The sequence below is a fragment of the Nitrogeniibacter mangrovi genome (genome assembly GCF_010983895.1).
Taxonomy (GTDB): Bacteria; Pseudomonadota; Gammaproteobacteria; order Burkholderiales; family Rhodocyclaceae; genus Nitrogeniibacter; species Nitrogeniibacter mangrovi.
Genome location: NZ_CP048836.1, coordinates 3,222,304 through 3,240,985 on the forward strand (window position 1 = coordinate 3,222,304; position 18,682 = coordinate 3,240,985).

An 18,682-nucleotide genomic window follows, 5' to 3' on the forward strand; every position below is an offset into this window, starting at 1 on the left:
GCGCGTCATGATGCCTCGTAGGGGTTGGCGATGCCCAGGCGGGCCAGGATGTCCACTTCCAGCCCTTCCATCAGGGCGGCTTCCTCCTCGTCCTCGTGGTCGAGCCCCTGCAGATGCAGCATGCCATGGACCACCAGATGCGCGAAGTGATCGGCCACCGTCTTGCCCTGCGCCTGCGCCTCGCGGATCACCACCGGCAGGCAGATCACCAGGTCGCCGCTGAGCACGCCGTCCGTTTCATCGTAGACGAAGGTCAGCACGTTGGTGGCGTAATCCTTGCCGCGATAGTCGCGGTTGAGCTCGCGCCCTTCCGTTTCGCCCACCAGGCGCACGCCCACCACCGCATCCTGCCCCAGCGCGGACTGCGCCCAGGCGCGGATGTCGCGCTTGCGCGGGCGCAGCGTCTTGTCGTCCTCGGCCTTGGGCACGCAGTTGTCGATCTGCATGTCCAGGTGCGCCGGCACCACCGGCGCATCGGGGTCGACCGTGTCGTGCATCGCCACCACGCGCAGGTTGAGCAGGTTGCATGACGCCGATTGCATCTGGATGACAGGCGTGCCCTCGGGCGCCTCGGCCATGAGCTCGAGATCGGCCCAGGCCTTCGGCGGCAGGGCGAGGGTCAGGCGGCGGCCGTCCGGCCACTGCAGCTCGATCGCCTCGGCCTTGAGGGGGCGGCGGCGCCCCGCCGCATCCACCGTGCTGAACATCGGGCGGTCACGCTGGGTCATGGGTGTCGTCTTCCTTGCGCTTGCGCGCCTGTTCGCGCTCGCGGCGGCGGGCGCTCTTTTCGTAGGCTTCGACGATGCGCGCCACCAGCGGGTGGCGCACCACGTCCTCGCGCAGGAACTCGGTGAAGGCGATCCCGCGCACGTTGGAGAGCACGTCCACCGCCTCGCGCAGGCCGCTGCGGGTGCCGCGCGGCAGGTCCACCTGGGTCAGGTCGCCGGTCACCACCGCCTTGGCGCCGATGCCGATGCGTGTGAGGAACATCTTCATCTGCTCGGGCGTGGTGTTCTGCGCCTCGTCGAGGATGATGAAGGAATGGTTCAGGGTGCGCCCGCGCATGAAGGCCAGCGGCGCGATCTCGATCGCCCCTTTCTCGAACAGCTTGCCCACGCGTTCGAAGCCGAGCAGGTCGTAGAGCGCGTCGTAGAGCGGACGCAGGTAGGGGTCGACCTTCTGGCTCAGGTCGCCGGGCAGGAAGCCGAGCCGCTCGCCGGCCTCGACCGCCGGACGGGTGAGGATGATGCGCTCCACATGCTCGCGTTCAAGCGCGTCGACCGCGCTGGCCACCGCCAGAAAGGTCTTGCCGGTGCCGGCCGGGCCGACCCCGAAGGTGATGTCGAAGTCCTGGATCTGGCGCAGGTACTGCACCTGGCGCGGCGTGCGCCCGTGCAGATCGCTCTTGCGGGTGAGCAGGGCCGGCGCGCTCTGGCTGGCCTGGCTGAGATTGGCCAGTTCGACCAGACCGAGCTGGATGTCGTCGACGGTCAGGTGCTCGTCCGCCTGGGCATAGAAGTGCTTCAGCGCCTTGTGCGCCAGCACCGACTGCGAAGGATGACCGCGCAGGGCGAAATGCTCCCCGCGGCGGGAGATGGACACGTCGTAGGCGGTCTCGATCTGGCGCAGGTTTTCGTCCAGCGTGCCGCACAGGTTGGACAGTCGCTCGTTGTCCAGCGGCTCGAGCAGGATATCGAGGGTTTTCGGCAACTTACGATTCCCGCGTCACGATCTGCCCGCGCAGGCTGTGCGGCAGCGCCGAGGTGATGCTCACCTCGACGAACTGGCCGATCAGGCGCGGATGACCGGCGAAGTTCACCACCCGGTTGTTCTCGGTGCGCCCGGCCAGCTCGTCCGCGTTCTTCTTGGACGGCCCCTCGACCAGGATGCGCTGCACGCTGCCGACCATCGATTCGCTGATGACCTGCACCTGTTCCTCGATGCGCTTCTGCAGGCGTGACAGCCACTTGAGCTTGTCCGTCTGGGGCACCGTGTCTTCCAGATCCGCCGCCGGCGTGCCGGGACGTGCGCTATAGACGAAGCTGAACGAGGCGTCGAAACCGACCTCGTCGATGAGCTTCATGGTCTTGTCGAAATCCGCCTCGGTCTCGCCCGGGAAACCGACGATGAAATCCGAAGACAGCGACAGGTCGGGGCGCACCGCGCGCAGCTTGCGCACCAGCGACTTGTATTCCAGCGCGGTGTAGCCGCGTTTCATGGCCGCCAGCACCCGGTCCGAGCCGGACTGCACCGGCAGGTGCAGGTGCGAGACCAGCGCCGGAATCTTGCCGTAGGCCTCGACGATGCGCGGGGTCATCTCGCGCGGGTGCGAGGTGGTGTAGCGCAGCCGCTCGACGCCGGGGATCTCCGCCACGCACTCGAGCAGGAAGGCGAAATCGCCGGTCTCGGTGCCGCTCTTGGTGAGCGTGCCACGCCAGGCATTCACGTTCTGGCCCAGCAAGGTCACCTCCTTGACGCCCTGGTCGGCCAGCGTCGCCACCTCGGTGAGGATGTCGTCCAGCGGACGCGACACCTCCTCGCCCCGGGTGTAGGGCACCACGCAGAAGGTGCAGTACTTGGAGCAGCCTTCCATGATCGACACGAAGGCGCTCGCCCCCTCCACCCGCGCCGGCGGCAGGGCGTCGAACTTCTCGATCTCGGGGAAGGAGATATCGACCTGCGAACGCCCCGACTGCTTGCGCTGGGCGATCAGCTGCGGCAGCCGATGCAGGGTCTGCGGGCCGAACACCAGATCCACATAGGGCGCGCGCTGGACGATGGCCTCGCCCTCCTGGCTGGCCACGCAACCGCCGACGCCGATGATCAGGTTCGGGTTGGCCTGCTTCAGATGCTTGATCCGGCCGAGGTCGTGGAACACCTTCTCCTGCGCCTTCTCGCGCACCGAGCAGGTGTTGAACAGGATCACGTCGGCTTCTTCGGGGTTGTCGGTCTTGGTAAGGCCTTCCCGGGCACCGAGCACGTCGACCATCTTGTCCGAATCGTACTCGTTCATCTGGCACCCGAAGGTGCGGATGAAAACCTTCTTGTTGCTCATGGGATCACTTCTTCTGCGTCAGCGACCGGTATTCCGCGTCGGTGAGAATCCAGATGCGGTTCACCAGGCCCTGATGGTCCTGCTTCACGCCCACCCGGAATGCTCCGTAAAGATACGAAGGCAGGATGAGCAGGTTGTTCGCGCCGCGGATCTGCGCCGCCGGCGACAGGCTCACCCGCTTGTCGCCCAGCAACACCACCGACCCGCCATTGGCCTTCATGGTGGTCACCACCAGATCCGCCGGCAACTGGCGCACCGTCTGCGCACCGGCCGTCGGCGACACGAGTGCGGCCACGATGACGGCCAGGGACAGGAAGAGACGAACGATCAAGGCGGGCTCGGGGAACGGCTTCGCACACGGCGAAACGGGTTACGGTAAGGCGCAGATCTTCCCCGATGGCCCCGAAAAAGTCAATGCAAGCGCCTGATTAGACGGGGCTATTGGCAGGCAAACGCTCGCCCGCGAGGATGCCCGCGCAGGCACGAAAGTGTTGACGCCACAACGGGAAGCTTCGTATTATGCCGGGCTTCGTGGTGATGTAGCTCAGACGGTTAGAGCGATGGATTCATAACCCATAGGTCGGCGGTTCGATTCCGCCCATCACCACCAAAAACACCAAGGGCCCGCCGATGTGCGGGCCCTTTTCTTTTGCCAAGCGGCCACGGAACGACCGCCAGGGTTCAGGCCGATAGCACGATGAATCGCCTCGGGTTTCCTGGACGGCTTGATTGCTTGCGTAGCGTCGTCAACGCGGTGTCGCCGGAACACTGCCGATCCACGGCGGCGCCATTGCAACTGCCGCGCTGAACACGTTGGCTCAGCTGCCCGCGCCGTGTTCATCGTGCGCGCCAATCGACGGATTCTCGGAAACGGCGCGATCTGGTCCAGCCGTGACGTGAAGCACATTCTGCCTTGCAGCCCGCGCAGCCTGACTCCGGCAGGCAACCGAACGACGCGGTCACGCAGCCATCAATGGCGCTTTGGTGACGGCGGGCATGCCGGCCTGGCGGGCTTTCCAGAGATCGTATGCCGCTTGCTGCCGGACCCAGACATCCGCACGGCCGCCGTTCTCGACGCCGAGCCACCCCTCCAGACGCAGCGCCATTTCCGGCGAAATCGCGGCGTGCCCGTTCAGCACCCTGGACAGTGCGGCACGGGTCACGCCAAGTTGCCTGGCCGCATCCGTGACGGTCAGACCGAGTTCGGGCAACACGTCTTCACGCAGGGTTTCACCAGGGTGCGGTGGGTTGTGCATCGCGTTCATGTGCATGTCCTCTCAATGGTAATCCTGGTAATCGACCAGAATCGCGTCCTCGCCCTCGAACCGGAACGTCAGACGCCAGTTTCCGTTCACCGTTACCGACCAATGGCCCGCGAGGGCCCCCGTCAGCGGATGGAGCCGCCAACCGGGCAGATTCATGTCCTCGGGTGCCTGAGCCGCATCCAGTCTGGCCAATTGCCGCGCCAGCTTGGGCGCATGGTGCGGTTGAATGCCGGCCTTGCTGCCGGTCTCGAAGAACGCCTTCAGCCCTCTATGCAGGAAGCCCTTGATCATGCGTCCGAAAGTATAGCGTAGCGTTACACGTGTCAACTCGTGTCAGCCACGCCCGCTCCCTGGGGCGACACGCCACGACGCAGACGCTCCAGTCGTCCGGAATCGGCGGTTCGGAGCCCATCACCACCAGAAACACCAAGGGCCCGCCGATGTGCGGGCCCTTGTCCGTTTACGGCTTCGGCGCCCTCAGCGCCACTCGACGATCAGGAAGCGCAGCGTCTTTTCGAACAGGGCGACGACGCGCTCGCGGTCCATCTCGGGGTGGCGGATGCCGCGGACGGTGATGCCGTCGAAGAGGATGGCGATCATGTCCACCAGGGCGTCGAGGGTTTCCTTGCTGTCCTCGTGCCCCAGATCGCGACGCAGGCCGAGCACGAGTTCGGTGAAGTTGCTCAGCACCTCATGGTCGGAATCGCGAACGATCCTGGCCACGCGCGGGTTGCGGCAGGCCTCCGAGACGATCTCCAGTTCCAGCGCGGCGAAGTCGGGATCCAGTTTGTCGGCAATGCCCTCGCCGGCCCGCTCCAGGGTCGCGTCGAGCACATTGGGCGCGTTGCGGGTCGCCTCGACCCGGGCCAGGATCGCGTCCGCCTTGCGCCGGACGATGCCCTCGATGATCGCTTCCTTGCTCTCGAAGTAGTGATAGACGTGCCCCGGACTCATACCGGCCTGCGCGCACAGTTTGGACATGCTGGCGCCATGGAAGCCGTGGGTACGGAAACAGGCCTCGGCGGCGGCGAGGATCTGCTCCCGCCGGACATCGGCGCGCGAACCGCAACCGGGAACGGATTGCTCGGGTGTCATGTCTGTCATTGGAAAATTCAGGTAAAGATCTCCGAATGCCTATGCACGCGGCTTGAACCCAGCCACAGGCTAACATAGAATGAACGTTCGAACTAGAATAAACGCTCTAAACATGCCCCTCCAACCCCAACACCCTCCTTCCGCTTCCACGAGGCATCCCATGCGCACCCAGTCCCTTCGCCCGCAGCAACTGGCCGTCGTCGCGTCCCTCGCCCTGCTCGCCTTGAGCGCCTGCAGCGAGAAATCCGGCGCCCAGGGCGGCCCCGGCGGTGGCGCACCCAAGCCCGCCGTCAGCGTGACGACGGTCCACTCGGCCGCGGTGCCGGTGGTGACCGAGCTACCAGGGCGCACATCGCCCTATCTGGAGGCGGAGATCCGGCCGCAGGTCACCGGCATTCTCCAGAAGCGCCTGTTCAAGGAGGGCAGCACGGTCAAGGCCGGCGCGCCGCTGTACCAGATCGACCCGGCCACCTATCGGGCTGCCGTCGAGAGCGCCAAGGCCGCGCTGGCGCGCGCCGAGGCCACGCTGGGCAACGCGCGCCTGACCGCCAGGCGCTATACCCGACTGGCCAAGGTGGAGGCCATCAGCGCCCAGACCAATGAGGACGCCCAGGCCGCACTGAAGCAGGCCGAGGCGGACGTGGCAGCGGCCAAGGCCAAGCTCAACGAGACCCGCATCAACCTCGACTACACCCATATCAACGCCCCGATCTCGGGCCACATCGGCCGCTCCTCGGTCACCCCGGGCGCGCTGCTCACCGCCAACCAGGCCAGCGCGCTGGCGACGATCTCCCAGCTCGATCCCATCTATGTCGACCTGTCCCAGTCCACCACCGAGCTGCGCGCGCTGCGCCTGCGGATCGCGAGTGGCAAGGTGAAGGCGAACACGGCCACGGTGCCGGTGTCGCTGGTGTTCGAGGACGGCAGCGAATACGCCCACGCCGGCAAGCTGGCCTTCTCCGAGGTCACGGTCAACAAGAGCACCGGCAGCGTGACCCTGCGCGCCGAGTTCCCCAATCCGGACGGCGAACTGCTGCCGGGCATGTTCGTGCGCGCCCGCCTGCAGCAGGGCGAGGCGGTCGATGCCTTCCTCGTGCCCCATGAGGCGGTCGTCCGCGATGCGCGCGGCCAGCCCCAGGTGATGATCGTGGACGCCGACAGCAAGGTCGCGGTACGCCCGATCACCGCCGAACGCTCGGTGGGCGACGCCTGGGTGGTCACCGACGGGCTCAAGTCGGGCGACCGGGTCATCGTCGCCGGGCTGCAGAAGGTGCGCCCGGGCGCGGTCGTGAATGCCCAGCCGGCCGACGCCGAGGCACCGGCAGCCGGCGCAGCCGCCGGCGCGAAGTGAGGCACTGACCATGGCCCGATTCTTCATCGATCGCCCCATCTTCGCGTGGGTGATCGCCATCGTCATCATGCTGGCTGGCGCCCTGTCCATCCTGGAGCTGCCGGTCTCCCAGTATCCGTCCATCGCGCCCCCGGCCGTCGCCATCAACGCGCGCTATCCGGGCGCCTCCGCCAAGGCCGCCGAGGATTCGGTCACCCAGGTCATCGAACAGAAGCTCACCGGCCTGGACGGTCTGCTCTACATGAGCTCCAACACCGACTCCTTCGGCAACGTGACGGTGACGCTGACCTTCGACGCCGGCGTCAATCCCGACATCGCCCAGGTGCAGGTGCAGAACAAGGTGCAGACCGCCCTGCCGCTGTTGCCCCAGGCGGTGCAGCAGCAGGGGGTGACGGTGGCCAAGTCGGCGCGCAACTTCCTCATGGTGGCCGGCTTCGTGTCCGAGGACGGGCGCCTGAACGGCACCGACCTGTCGGACTTCCTCGTCTCCTCGGTGCAGGACACCATCTCCCGGGTGGACGGCGTCGGCGAGGTGACCGTGTTCGGCTCCCAGTACGCCATGCGCATCTGGCTCGACCCGGCCAAGCTCAACAACTTCCGCCTCACCCCGGGTGACGTGAAGGCCGCCGTCGAGGCCCAGAACACCCAGGTGTCGGCCGGTCAGCTCGGCGGCGCGCCAGCGGTACCGGGCCAGGGCTTCAGCGCCACGATCACCGCGCAGAGCCGGTTTCAGAGCCCGGAGCAGTTCGAGAACATCCTGCTGCGCAGCGCGGCCGACGGCGGCGAAGTGCGCCTGCGCGACGTGGCGCGGGTGGAAATCGGCGCCGAGAGCTACGAAACCGTGGCCCGCTACAACGGCCAGCCGGCCGCCGGCCTCGGCATCCGCCTGGCCGCGGGCGCCAACGCGCTGGACACCGCCAACCGCATCCGCTCGACACTCGACGAGATGTCGCACTACTTCCCCCCCGGGGTGAAGTACGTGATCCCCTACGACACCACGCCCTTCGTGAAGATCTCCATCGAGGAGGTGGTCAAGACCCTGGTCGAGGCGGTGGCCCTGGTGTTCCTGGTGATGTACCTGTTCCTGCAGAACTTCCGCGCCACCATCATCCCCACCATCGCGGTGCCGGTGGTGCTGCTGGGCACCTTCGGTGCCATGGCGGCCTTCGGCTTCTCGATCAACACCCTGACCATGTTCGGCATCGTGCTGGCCATCGGCCTGCTGGTGGACGACGCCATCGTGGTGGTGGAAAACGTCGAACGCGTCATGACCGAAGAGGGGCTGCCACCCAAGGAGGCGACCAAGCGCTCCATGGGCCAGATCACCGGCGCCCTGATCGGCATCGGCCTGGTGCTCGCCGCGGTGTTCGTGCCCATGGCCTTCTTCGGGGGTTCCACCGGGGTCATCTACCGCCAGTTCTCCATCACCATCGTCTCGGCCATGGCGCTGTCGGTGGTGGTGGCCATCGTGTTCACCCCGGCCTTGTGCGCCACCATGCTCAAGCCGGTGGAAAAGGGGCACGAGCATGGCGAAGGCGGCCTGTTTTCCGGCTTCTTCCACTGGTTCAACGACCGCTTCGCCTGGGCCACCCGCCACTACGAGTCGGCGGTGGGCGGCATCCTCAAGCGCAGCCTGCGCTTCCTGCTCATCTATGCGCTCCTGTTCGGCGCCCTGGCCACCCTGTTCACCCGTCTGCCCACCTCCTTCCTGCCGCAGGAAGACCAGGGCATCATGTTCAACCAGATCGTGCTGCCCACCGGCGCGACCCAGGAACGCACCCTGGCGGTGCTGCGCAAGGTCGAGAAGCACTTCCTCGAAGACGAGAAGGACACCGTGCGCGCCCTGTTCACCGTCGCCGGCTTCAGCTTCTCCGGGCGCGGCCAGAACATGGGCATCGGCTTCGTGAACCTCAAGCCGTGGAGCGAGCGCACCGCGCCGGGCACCGACGTGCAATCCATCGCCGGCCGCGCCATGGGCGCGTTCTCGCAGATCCGCGAGGCGATGGTGTTCGCCTTCGTGCCCCCGGCGGTGCTCGAGCTGGGCACCTCCGGCGGCTTCACCCTCGAGCTGCAGGACCGCTCCGGCCTCGGCCACGACGCCCTGCTCGCCGCGCGCAACCAGTTCCTCGGCATGGCCGCCCAGGACAAGCGCCTGGTCGCGGTGCGCCCCAACGGCCAGGAGGACACCGCCCAGCTGGGCCTGGACATCGACCTGCAGAAGGCCGGCGCGCTGGGCGTGAGCATGGCTTCGATCACCGACACCCTGGCCACGGCCTGGGGCGGCACCTACGTGAACGACTTCATCGATCGCGGCCGCATCAAGAAGGTGTATGTGCAGGCCGACGCACCGGCACGGATGACACCGAACGATCTCGACAAGTGGTACGTGCGCAACGCCGACGGCGAGATGGTGCCCTTCTCCGCCTTCACCCGCGCCAAATGGACCTACGGTCCCCAGCGTCTGGAGCGCTTCAACGGCGTGCCGTCGATGGAGATCCTCGGCCAGGCGGCGCCGGGCCTGTCGTCCGGTGAAGCCATGGCCGCGGTCGAAGAGCTGGTCGCCAAGCTGCCGCCGGGCATCGGCTACACCTGGTCGGGCACCTCTTTCGAGGAGCAGCGCAGCGGCTCCCAGGCACCGGCGCTGTACGCGCTCTCCCTGCTGGTGGTGTTCCTGTGTCTGGCCGCCCTGTACGAGAGCTGGTCGGTGCCCTTCGCGGTGATGCTGGTGGTGCCGCTCGGCGTGCTCGGCGCGGTGCTGGCGGCCACCGGGCGCGGCCTGTCCAACGACATCTACTTCCAGGTCGGCCTGCTGGCCACCATCGGCCTGTCCGCCAAGAACGCGATCCTGATCGTGGAATTCGCCAAGGCGCAGATGGAGGAAGCCGGCAAGGCGCTGGTCCCCGCCACCCTCGAGGCGGTGCGCATGCGTCTGCGCCCGATCCTGATGACCTCGCTGGCCTTCGGCTTCGGCGTGCTGCCGCTGGCCTTGTCCACCGGCGCCGGCGCCGGCAGCCAGAACGCCATCGGCACCGGCGTGCTCGGCGGCACCATCGCCGCCACCGCGCTCGGCATCTTCTTCGTGCCCCTGTTCTACGTGGTGATCAAGCGCGTCTTCAGCCGCGGCCAAAAGGCCGACGAAGGCACGCAGGCACCCGCCGCCGGGGAGACCCACTGACATGAGCCCCCCCATGACCCGACTGCGACTGCTCACCGCCTGCCTCGCCACCGCCGGCCTGTCCGCCTGCGCCTCGCTGGCGCCGGACTACCAGCGCCCGGCGGCGCCGGTCGCCGCCCAGTGGCCCGCCGACACCACGACGGCCACCGCCGCCGACGCCCCCGCGGCCCTCGATCTGGCCTGGCAGGACTACTTCACCGACCCGCGCCTGCAGCAGGTCATCGCCCAGGCGCTGGCCAACAACCGTGATCTGCGCGTGGCCGCGCTCAACATCGAGTCGGCCCGCGCCCAGTACCGCATCCGGCGTGCCGACCGCTTCCCCGCGGTGACCGGCGAGGCCGGCGAGACCGCCCGGCGCACGCCCGGCGATCTCACCAGCTCGGGCAATGCGGCGGTCACGCGTCAGTACAGCGTCGACCTCGGCGTGAGCTGGGAGCTCGACCTGTTCGGCCGTCTCAAGAGCCTGCAGGACCAGGCCCTGGAAAGCTACCTGGCGACGACCGAAGCGCAGCGCGCCACCCGCATCAGCCTGGTGGCCGAGGTCGCCAACGCCTGGCTCACGCTCGCGGCCGACCGCGCCCGCTACGACCTGTCGAAGCGCACCTACGAGACGCAGGCCAAATCACTGGAGCTCACCCGCAAGAGCTTCGACCTCGGCGCCGCCTCGCGCCTGGCCCTGAGCCAGCTGCAGACCACCGCCGCGCGCGCCCGCGCCGACCTGGCCGCCACCCGGGCGCAGGTCGCCAAGGACCGCAATGCGCTCGAGCTGCTGGTCGGCACGACGGTGGATGCCGGCCTGCTGCCGGCCTCACTGGCCGAGGTGAAGCAGCCGGTGGCCGAACTGCCCGCCGGCGTGCCTTCCGAGGTACTGACCCAGCGCCCCGACGTGCTGCGCGCCGAGCGCCAGCTGCGCGCCGCCAACGCCAACATCGGCGCGGCCCGGGCTGCCTTCTTCCCGCGCATCGGCCTCACCGGCAGCTTCGGCACCGCGAGCGCCAGCCTCGACGGCCTGTTCGAATCGGGTAGCCGCGCCTGGAGCTTCATCCCCAGCGTCAGCCTGCCCATCTTCAACGCCGGCGCCCTGCGCGCCAGCCTCGACGTAGCGAAGCTGCAGCGCGACATCAACGTGGCCAGCTACGAGAAGGCCATCCAGACCGCCTTCCGCGAAGTGGCCGACGCGCTCGCCGACCGCGCCACCATCGCCGAACGGGTCGACGCGGTGCAATCGCTCGTGGACTCGGCCCGCGACGGCTTCCGCCTCAGCGAAGCGCGTTACCAGAGCGGCCTCGACAGCTACCTGACCCAGCTCGACGCCCAGCGCACGCTGTACGCGGCCGAACAGGAACTCATCTCGGTGCGCCTGACCGAGGCGAGCAACAAGGTCACCCTGTACAAGGTGATGGGCGGCGGCTGGCATTAAGGCATCCTCGCGGGCGCCCCGGCCGGTGACGCCGGGGCGCCCCCATCCAGTGCCGGCCCCTGAGCGCGCGCACCATCTTTGCGCGTGCGAGCCGGGGCGCCTCGGCACCGCGCCCCCGACACAGCGCGTAACTTATTGAAAACAGGGCGTTCGCCCTTTGGCACAGGACATGCTTTGAAGTGGTCGACAGGGCTAACGACGGCCCGCCGATCAGGGACGAGCATGTGACGTGTTCTCTCCCCTGAGTTCGACTTTGGCAATGGCGCCTTCTTTCGCACCGCCTGGATACCCCCAGCCCGTGCGACGGCGGGCGCCTTTTGTTTTCGGTTCTGTTCAACCTCGGGAGCAACCACCATGTCCTACGTACTGCCAAGTGAGTTCGTCACCAAGATGATCGACGCGGGAGAGTCGAAAGTCTTCATGTCGACCCGCGACACCCTCATCCGCGCCTACATGGCCGGTGCCATCCTGGCGCTGGCCGCGGCCTTCGCCGTCACCATCAACGTGCAGACCGGCCAGCCGCTCGCCGGCGCAATCCTGTTCCCGGTGGGCTTCTGCCTGCTCTACCTGATGGGCTTCGACCTGCTGACCGGGGTCTTCACCCTGGCCCCGCTGGCCCTCATCGACAAGCGCCCGGGCGTGACCGCCAGCGGCATCCTGCGCAACTGGGGCCTGGTGTTCTGCGGCAACTTCGCCGGCGCCCTGACCGTGGCCCTGTTCATGGCGATCATCGTCACCTACGGCTTCGACGTCGAGCCCAACAAGGTGGGCGTGGCCATCGGCCATATCGGCGAGGGCCGCACCCTGGGCTACGCGGCCCACGGCGCCGCCGGCATGCTGACCCTGTTCATCCGCGGCATGCTGTGCAACTGGATGGTGTCCACCGGCGTGGTCGCCGCCATGATGTCCACCTCGGTGTCGGGCAAGGTCATCGCCATGTGGATGCCGATCATGCTGTTCTTCTACATGGGCTTCGAGCACTCGGTGGTGAACATGTTCCTGTTCCCCTCCGGCCTGATGCTCGGCGGCAACTTCTCGATCATGGACTACCTCATCTGGAACGAGATCCCCACCGTGCTGGGCAACGTGGTCGGCGGCCTGACCTTCGTCGGCCTGACCCTGTACTCGACGCATGCCCGCACCGCACCCAAGCGCGTGCCCGCCACCGCCTGATCGGCGCTAAGCTCGCAAGCCTCAACCCCCGTCGGGGTTGAGGCTTTTTTACGTCGGAATCGCGCATGAACCAGACGCTCACGGTGTCGATCGGGCAGTACTCGGCCAAGGGTCGCAAGGCCATCAATCAGGACTTCCATGGCGCCGTGGTGCCGAGCGAGCCCCAGCGGACCCACAAGGGCATCGCCGTCGCGCTGGCCGACGGCATCAGCTCCAGCACGGTGAGCCAGGAGGCCGCCGAGTCGGCGATCAAGAGCTTCCTGGACGACTACTACTGCACCTCCGACGCGTGGACCGTGCGCACCGCCGCCGAGCGCGTGCTGCGGGCCACCAACACCTGGCTCCATGCGCAGACGCGGCGCAGCGAATACCGCTACGAGCGCGACAAGGGCTATGTGTGCACCTTCAGCGCCCTGGTGCTCAAATCCAACACCGCGCACCTGTTCCATGTGGGCGACGCGCGCATCTATCGCGTGGCAGGGCGGTCACTGGAACAACTCACCCGCGACCACCGCGTCTTCGTCTCCCGCGAGCACAGCCACCTGGCCCGCGCGCTGGGCATCGACGCGCATCTGGAAATCGACTACCAGGCGCTGCCGCTGCACCCCGGCGACACCTACGTCCTCGCCACCGACGGCGTCTACGAGCACATCGACAGCGCCACCCTGATCGATCTCATCCGCACGCACGCCGATCACCTGGACGCGGCCGCGCGCCTGGCGGTGCAAGCGGCCTTCGACGCCGGCAGCACCGACAACCTCACCGCGCTCATCGTCCGCGTCGACAGCGTGCCGCTCGCCCACGCCAACGAGATCCAGCGCCAGCTCGGCGAGCTGAAGCTGCCGCCCCAGCTCGAGGCGCGCATGATGTTCGACGGCTTCGAGATCATTCGCCAGATCCATGCCAGCCACCGCAGCCACATCTTCCTGGCGCGCGACCTCGACACCGGCGAGTTGCTGGCGCTCAAGACCCCGTCCTTCGACATGCGCGAAGACCCGGCCTATCTCGAACGCTTCCTCATGGAAGAATGGGTCGCGCGCCGGCTCGACAACGCCCATGTGCTCAAGCCCCATCCGCGCCGTCGCGCGCAGGCCTATGTGTATGTGGTGATGGAATACGTCGAGGGCATCACGCTGGCCCAGTGGATGCGCGACAACCCGCGCCCCGAGCTGGCGGCGGTGCGCGACATCGTCGCGCAGATCGCGCGCGGCCTGCAGGCCTTTCATCGCAAGGAGATGCTGCACCAGGACCTGCGCCCCGAGAACATCATCATCGACGCCCACGGCACCGCCAAGATCATCGACTTCGGCTCCACCCACGTGGCCGGCCTGTCCGAGCTGGCCGCCGGGCACGACCCCCGGGACATCCTCGGCACCCACCAGTACGCCGCGCCCGAATACTTCACCGGCGACGGCGGCAACCCGCGCTCGGACCTGTTCTCGCTCGGCGTCATCGCCTACCAGATGCTCACCGGCCACCTGCCCTACGGCGCCACCGTGGCCCGCGCCACCACCCGCGCCGCGCAGCAGCGCCTGCGCTACCGCTCGGCACTGGACGACGATCACCCCATCCCGGCGTGGATGGACGAGGCCCTGCGCAAGGCCGTGCATCCGCTGCCGGACAAGCGCTACGAGTCGCTCTCGGAGTTCATCACCGATCTCAAGCAGCCCAACAGCGCCTTCCGCACCCGCGGCCACACCCCGCTCATCGAGCGCAACCCGGTGCGCTTCTGGAAGGGGCTGTCGATCGTGCTCGGGCTGGTGGTGGTCGTGTTGCTGGGGGTGATCCGGGCACTGGTGTGAGTGCCCCCTGGGCCGGATTCAGTCGGCCGGCGCAGCCCAGGCCGGATTCCACACCACCTCCCACAGATGGCCGTCCGGGTCCTGAAAGTAGCCGGCGTAGCCGCCCCAGAAGGTATCGTGCGCCGGCTTGACGATGGTCGCGCCGGCCGCCGCGGCCGCCGCCATGACCGCATCGACCTCGCCCGCCGTACTCACGTTGTGCCCCAGCGTCATCTCGGTCGGGCTCGCGGCACCGACCGCCAGACCGGTGTCGTGGGCGATGCTCGCGCGCGGCCACAGGGCCAGACGCAGCCCGGGCTGCATGTCGATGAACACCACCGCGCCGTGGTCGAATTCCCGGCCGATGATGCCCTCGGTCGCAAACCCCAGCCCGTCGCGATAGAAGCGCAAAGCGGCCTCGAGATCCTCGACGCCGAGGGTGATGACGGTGATACGCGGTTGCATGGCGATTCCTCCCTGTGCAGCCGGGCGACGCCGGCATCAGTCCCACACCAGCGCCCCGCCGGTCTGGTATTCGGTCACCCGGGTTTCGAAGAAGTTCTTCTCCTTGCGCAGATTGGCCTGCTCGTCGAGCCAGGGCAACACATTCTCGGCACCGGGAAACGGCTCCGCCACGCCCACCTGGCGTGCCCGGCGGTTGGCGATGAAGCGGAACTGGGCCGTATGCAGCTCGGCGTTGTAGCCCAGGATGGGGTCGCGCAGCACATAGCCGGCATAGGCACGCTCCGCGGCCTCGGCCTCCGTCCACAGGGTGGCCAGCGCCTGCGGATCGAGTTCGAGCCCCTCCTCCCTGAGCAGTTCGCGCACCACGCGGATGCCGAAGGCGCAGTGCAGCACCTCGTCGCGCATGATGTATTGCAACTGCTCCGCCGCCCCTTTCATGAGGCCGCGCCGCTGCAGCGCGAAGATGGGCGTGAAGCCGTTGTAGAACCAGCAGCCCTCGAAGATCACCGCGAAGAAGAAGTACGACAGGGCGAACTCGTGCAGGTTGTCGCGATCGCCCAGATCCAGGTCCGAGCGCAGCACCCGCGCCAGACGGCGATTGGCCAGGGCGATCTTGCCGTGGATCTCGGGGATCACCCGGTAGCGGTTGTAGATCTCCTGCTGATCGAGGCCGATGCTCTCGATGCAGTGCTGGTAGGTCCACGTGTGCAGGGCCTCCTCGTACACCTGGCGCGCCTGGTAGATCTGCAGCTCGGGCGCGCTCATCTTCTCCATCACCGCCAGGCCGATGTTGCGCATGGCGAGGATGTCGGAGGTGGTCAGATAGGCCAGCACGTTGGAGAACACATGGCGCTCCGCGTCACTGAGGCGATGGTGGTAGTCGTGCACATCCTGCGCCATGCCGATTTCCAGCGGCGTCCAGTGGTTGCGGTTCGCCTTGAGGAAGAACGCCCAGGCCCACGGATACTTGAACGGCGCCAGCTGGTTGATGTCGGCCTGGCCGTTGACGATGCGCTTGTCGGCCGCATCGACCGGCGCCAGGGACGTCTGGCCCGGCGCGGCGGCATCGGGCGGCGTGACGCACCGGTCCCAGTCGTCGAAACGCATCGTACTCATTGGCAGGCCTCGCAGTCCGGGTTGTCGATGCGGCACACCGCGCCTCCCGGTTCCGCGTCCCGCCCGCCGGCCTGCTCGGCCTGGCTGGCGCCGAGGGTGCGCAGGTAGTAGGTGGTCTTGAGTCCGCGCGTCCACGCCAGCGTGTACAGGGCGTCGAGCTTGCGGCCCGAGGGCATGGCCAGGTACAGGTTGAGCGACTGGGCCTGATCGATCCACTTCTGCCGCCGCGCCGCGGCCTCCACCAGCCACACCGGATCGATGTCGAAGGCGGTGGCGTACCGCGCCCGGATCTCGTCGGGCACCCGGTCGATGCGCGCCAGCGAGCCGTCGTAGTACTTGAGGTCGGCCACCATGACCGCGTCCCACAGGCCGAGCGCCTTGAGCTCGCGCACCAGCGCCGTGTTCACCACGGTGAATTCGCCCGACAGGTTCGATTTCACGTACAGGTTCTGATAGGCCGGCTCGATACTGGCCGACACCCCGACGATGTTGGCGATGGTGGCGGTGGGCGCGATCGCCACGCAGTTGGAGTTGCGCATGCCGTCGCGCGCGATGCGTGCCTTCAGGGCCAGCCAGTCCAGCCGGGCCTCGCGATCGACCTCCAGATGCCCGCCACGCTCCGCCGCCAGCAGCTCGAGGGACTCGTGCGGCAGGATGCCCCGGTCCCACAGGCTGCCCTCGAAGCTGGCATAGCGGCCGCGCTCGCGCGCCAGCGCCGAGGAGGCCGTGTAGGCGTGGTAGCACACCTGCTCCATGCTACGGTCGGCGAAGTCCACCGCGGCATCGCTGGCATAGGGCAACCCGAGCGCATGAAGGCAATCGGCGAATCCCATGATGCCCAGCCCCACCGGGCGGTGGCGCAGGTTGGCGTTGCGCGCCTTGGGCGTGGCGTAGAAGTTCACGTCGATGACGTTGTCGAGCATGCGCATCGCGGTGCGCACGGTGCGCGCCAGCTTCTCTTCGTCGAGCACGCCGTCCTCCAGATGGGCCGGCAGGTTCACCGAACCGAGGTTGCACACCGCCGTCTCCGAGCCCGAGGTGTTGAGCGTGATCTCGGTGCACAGGTTGGCGCTGTGCACCACCCCCGCATGCTGCTGGGGCGAGCGCAGGTTGCAGGCGTCCTTGAAGGTGATCCACGGATGCCCGGTCTCGAACAGCATGGAGAGCATCCTGCGCCACAGCTGCACGGCGGACACCTGCTTGAACAGGCGGATCTCGCCTGCCGCGGCCCGGGCCTCGCAGCGCAGGTAGGCCGCCTCGAACGCAGCGCCGAAGCACTCGTGCAGCTCGGGCACGTCCACCGGCGAGAACAGCGTCCACGTCGCATTCTCATGGACACGCTTCATGAACAGGTCGGGAATCCAGTGGGCGGTGTTCATGTCGTGGGTGCGGCGGCGTTCGTCACCGGTGTTCTTGCGCAGTTCGAGGAACGCCTCGATGTCCAGGTGCCAGGTTTCCAGATAGGCGCACACCGCGCCCTTGCGCTTGCCCCCCTGGTTCACCGCCACCGCGGTGTCGTTGACCACCTTGAGAAAGGGAATCACGCCCTGGCTCTGGCCGTTGGTGCCACGGATGTGGCTGCCCAGGGCACGCACCGGGGTCCAGTCGTTGCCCAGGCCGCCGGCATGCTTCTGCAGCAGCGCGTTTTCCTTGATGGCCTGGTAGATGCCGTCCAGGTCGTCCTCCACCGTGGTCAGGTAGCAGGACGACAGCTGCGCATGCCGCGTGCCGCTGTTGAACAGGGTGGGCGTCGAGCACATGAAATCGAAGCTCGACAGCAGCGTGTAGAACTCGATGGCACGCGCGTCGCGATCGATCTCGCCCAGCGCCAGCCCCATCGCCACGCGCATGAAGAACACCTGGGGCAACTCGATCCGCCGCCCGTCCACATGCAGGAAGTAGCGATCGTACAGGGTCTGCAGGCCCAGGTAGCGGAACAGCCGGTCGCGCTCGGGCCGCAGAGCGGCCGCCAGCCGGGCCAGATCGAATTGCGCCAGCCGCGGATCGAGCAGTCCGGCGTCGATGCCGGTGGCGACGAAGTCGGGAAAATAGGCCGCGACCACCGCGCCGTGCTCGTCGGGCGCCACCGGCCGGGCCAGCACCTCGTCCATGAGCCGGAACCCGAGCAGGCGGGCGGCGGCGAAGTCGTAGTCCGGCTCCTGCTCGATCAGGGCCCTTGCGGCAAGGATCAGCGCCTGCTGCACCTGCGCCGGCTCGACACCGTCGTACAGGGTCTCGAGCGCCTGCTCGACGATGCGCTGTGGCGACACCGCCGCGTCCAGCCCGGCGCAGGCCGCCTCGCAGGTCGCCCGCAGGGCCGCCACGTCGAGCGCCCGGCGCTCGCCGTCGACGCTCACCTGCAGGCCGGGCACCGCCTGCGCCGGCACCGCCCGCTCGGCGGCGCGGCGCTCGCGATAGAGCACGTAGGCGCGCGCCACGTCGTGCTCGCCGGCACGCATGAGCGCCAGTTCGACCTGATCCTGGATATCCTCGATGTGCACCGTGCCGCCATCGGGCAGGCGCCGGCTCAGCGAACGCGCCACCGTGTCGGTCAGGCGCGCAACCACCTCGCGCACCCGCGAGGACGCGGCGCTGCGCCCGCCTTCCACGGCCAGGAAGGCCTGGGTCATGGCGAGCGCGATCTTCCCGGGGTCGAACGGCACCACCGCGCCATTGCGGCGGATGACCTGCAGCGCGATCAGCGCCGATTCGTCAGGGGTGGATAAGGCAAGCAGCTTGGCAGACATGTGGGCGCTCCGGCACGGGAGGCGGAGCAGCCCGGGAAG

General features: G+C 67.8%; 15 protein-coding genes and 1 tRNA gene. 6 read left to right on the forward strand and 10 right to left on the reverse strand.

The features are described 5' to 3' along the window. Positions 1-5: 5 nt before the first annotated feature. Genes ybeY through G3580_RS15000 form a run of 4 tightly spaced genes read right to left on the reverse strand, consistent with a single transcriptional unit; the run spans position 6 to position 3,386 of the window. Positions 6-728: an rRNA maturation RNase YbeY gene (ybeY, locus tag G3580_RS14985; protein WP_173766831.1), complete on the reverse strand. Its 723-nt coding sequence runs from the start codon at positions 726-728 to the stop codon at positions 6-8. After that, the gene (locus G3580_RS14990; RefSeq protein WP_173766833.1) at positions 715-1,710 is read right to left on the reverse strand and encodes a PhoH family protein; all 996 of its coding nucleotides are present in this window, start codon (positions 1,708-1,710) and stop codon (positions 715-717) included. Before G3580_RS14990 ends, ybeY begins: the two co-directional genes overlap by 14 nt. Position 1,711: 1 nt before the next feature. Then, complete coding sequence (gene miaB / locus G3580_RS14995) at positions 1,712-3,055, reverse strand: tRNA (N6-isopentenyl adenosine(37)-C2)-methylthiotransferase MiaB (protein WP_173766835.1); 1,344 nt, start codon at positions 3,053-3,055, stop codon at positions 1,712-1,714. Between the two features lie 4 nt (positions 3,056-3,059). Continuing rightward, positions 3,060-3,386 carry a hypothetical protein gene (locus tag G3580_RS15000; RefSeq protein ID WP_173766837.1) on the reverse strand — a complete coding sequence of 109 codons (327 nt, stop codon included), beginning with the start codon at positions 3,384-3,386 and terminating at the stop codon, positions 3,060-3,062. 202 nt (positions 3,387-3,588) lie between these two features. Here G3580_RS15000 and G3580_RS15005 point away from each other — a divergent pair. Then, positions 3,589-3,665, forward strand: a tRNA-Met gene (locus tag G3580_RS15005). Positions 3,666-4,014: 349 nt separating this feature from the next. Here the strand turns inward: G3580_RS15005 and G3580_RS15010 are convergent. From G3580_RS15010 to G3580_RS15020, 3 genes are all read right to left on the reverse strand, one after another. Beyond that, positions 4,015-4,320, reverse strand: a complete 306-nt coding sequence (locus tag G3580_RS15010) for a HigA family addiction module antitoxin (RefSeq protein WP_173766839.1) — start codon at positions 4,318-4,320, stop codon at positions 4,015-4,017. Between the two features lie 12 nt (positions 4,321-4,332). After that, positions 4,333-4,611, reverse strand: coding sequence for a type II toxin-antitoxin system RelE/ParE family toxin (locus tag G3580_RS15015; RefSeq protein ID WP_173766841.1), 279 nt, complete (start codon positions 4,609-4,611; stop codon positions 4,333-4,335). Between the two features lie 186 nt (positions 4,612-4,797). After that, a complete protein-coding gene (locus tag G3580_RS15020) occupies positions 4,798-5,424 on the reverse strand; it encodes a TetR/AcrR family transcriptional regulator (RefSeq protein ID WP_228720683.1) in 627 nt (208 codons plus the stop codon). A gap of 151 nt (positions 5,425-5,575) precedes the next feature. On the opposite strand from G3580_RS15020, the gene G3580_RS15025 reads away from it, so the two are divergent. The 5 genes from G3580_RS15025 to G3580_RS15045 all read left to right on the forward strand — a co-directional run bounded on the left by G3580_RS15025 (position 5,576) and on the right by G3580_RS15045 (position 14,336). After that, positions 5,576-6,766: an efflux RND transporter periplasmic adaptor subunit gene (locus tag G3580_RS15025; protein ID WP_173766844.1), complete on the forward strand. Its 1,191-nt coding sequence runs from the start codon at positions 5,576-5,578 to the stop codon at positions 6,764-6,766. A gap of 10 nt (positions 6,767-6,776) precedes the next feature. Next, a complete protein-coding gene (locus G3580_RS15030; protein WP_173766846.1) occupies positions 6,777-9,941 on the forward strand; it encodes an efflux RND transporter permease subunit in 3,165 nt (1,054 codons plus the stop codon). A 13-nt stretch (positions 9,942-9,954) separates the two neighbouring features. Then, the gene (gene adeC, locus G3580_RS15035; protein WP_173766848.1) at positions 9,955-11,361 is read left to right on the forward strand and encodes an AdeC/AdeK/OprM family multidrug efflux complex outer membrane factor; all 1,407 of its coding nucleotides are present in this window, start codon (positions 9,955-9,957) and stop codon (positions 11,359-11,361) included. A 354-nt stretch (positions 11,362-11,715) separates the two neighbouring features. Further along, positions 11,716-12,534 carry a formate/nitrite transporter family protein gene (locus G3580_RS15040; protein ID WP_173766850.1) on the forward strand — a complete coding sequence of 273 codons (819 nt, stop codon included), beginning with the start codon at positions 11,716-11,718 and terminating at the stop codon, positions 12,532-12,534. A 65-nt stretch (positions 12,535-12,599) separates the two neighbouring features. After that, positions 12,600-14,336 (forward strand): bifunctional protein-serine/threonine kinase/phosphatase, encoded by a 1,737-nt coding sequence (locus G3580_RS15045; protein WP_173766852.1) that lies wholly within the window; start codon positions 12,600-12,602, stop codon positions 14,334-14,336. 18 nt (positions 14,337-14,354) lie between these two features. Here G3580_RS15045 and G3580_RS15050 read toward each other — a convergent pair whose 3' ends face one another. The 3 genes from G3580_RS15050 to G3580_RS15060 are packed head-to-tail and all read right to left on the reverse strand — an operon-like array spanning position 14,355 to position 18,643. After that, the gene (locus G3580_RS15050; protein ID WP_173766854.1) at positions 14,355-14,780 is read right to left on the reverse strand and encodes a VOC family protein; all 426 of its coding nucleotides are present in this window, start codon (positions 14,778-14,780) and stop codon (positions 14,355-14,357) included. Between the two features lie 36 nt (positions 14,781-14,816). Beyond that, on the reverse strand, positions 14,817-15,896 hold the full coding sequence (locus G3580_RS15055; protein ID WP_173766856.1) for a ribonucleotide-diphosphate reductase subunit beta: 1,080 nt from the start codon (positions 15,894-15,896) through the stop codon (positions 14,817-14,819). Continuing rightward, complete coding sequence (locus G3580_RS15060) at positions 15,893-18,643, reverse strand: ribonucleoside-diphosphate reductase subunit alpha (protein WP_173766858.1); 2,751 nt, start codon at positions 18,641-18,643, stop codon at positions 15,893-15,895. Before G3580_RS15060 ends, G3580_RS15055 begins: the two co-directional genes overlap by 4 nt. Positions 18,644-18,682: the final 39 nt, after the last annotated feature.

What these genes read in the sequence shown, in the direction of transcription:
- G3580_RS15040 (WP_173766850.1), top strand. Translation starts at nt 11,716, where the DNA reads ATGTCCTACGTACTGCCAAGTGAGTTCGTCACCAAGATGATCGACGCG.
- G3580_RS15055 (WP_173766856.1), bottom strand. Translation starts at nt 15,896, where the DNA reads ATGAGTACGATGCGTTTCGACGACTGGGACCGGTGCGTCACGCCGCCC.
- G3580_RS15030 (WP_173766846.1), top strand. Translation starts at nt 6,777, where the DNA reads ATGGCCCGATTCTTCATCGATCGCCCCATCTTCGCGTGGGTGATCGCC.
- G3580_RS15015 (WP_173766841.1), bottom strand. Translation starts at nt 4,611, where the DNA reads ATGATCAAGGGCTTCCTGCATAGAGGGCTGAAGGCGTTCTTCGAGACC.
- ybeY (WP_173766831.1), bottom strand. Translation starts at nt 728, where the DNA reads ATGACCCAGCGTGACCGCCCGATGTTCAGCACGGTGGATGCGGCGGGG.
- G3580_RS15020 (WP_228720683.1), bottom strand. Translation starts at nt 5,424, where the DNA reads ATGACAGACATGACACCCGAGCAATCCGTTCCCGGTTGCGGTTCGCGC.
- adeC (WP_173766848.1), top strand. Translation starts at nt 9,955, where the DNA reads ATGACCCGACTGCGACTGCTCACCGCCTGCCTCGCCACCGCCGGCCTG.
- G3580_RS15025 (WP_173766844.1), top strand. Translation starts at nt 5,576, where the DNA reads ATGCGCACCCAGTCCCTTCGCCCGCAGCAACTGGCCGTCGTCGCGTCC.
- G3580_RS15045 (WP_173766852.1), top strand. Translation starts at nt 12,600, where the DNA reads ATGAACCAGACGCTCACGGTGTCGATCGGGCAGTACTCGGCCAAGGGT.
- G3580_RS15060 (WP_173766858.1), bottom strand. Translation starts at nt 18,643, where the DNA reads ATGTCTGCCAAGCTGCTTGCCTTATCCACCCCTGACGAATCGGCGCTG.
- miaB (WP_173766835.1), bottom strand. Translation starts at nt 3,055, where the DNA reads ATGAGCAACAAGAAGGTTTTCATCCGCACCTTCGGGTGCCAGATGAAC.
- G3580_RS15010 (WP_173766839.1), bottom strand. Translation starts at nt 4,320, where the DNA reads ATGAACGCGATGCACAACCCACCGCACCCTGGTGAAACCCTGCGTGAA.
- G3580_RS15050 (WP_173766854.1), bottom strand. Translation starts at nt 14,780, where the DNA reads ATGCAACCGCGTATCACCGTCATCACCCTCGGCGTCGAGGATCTCGAG.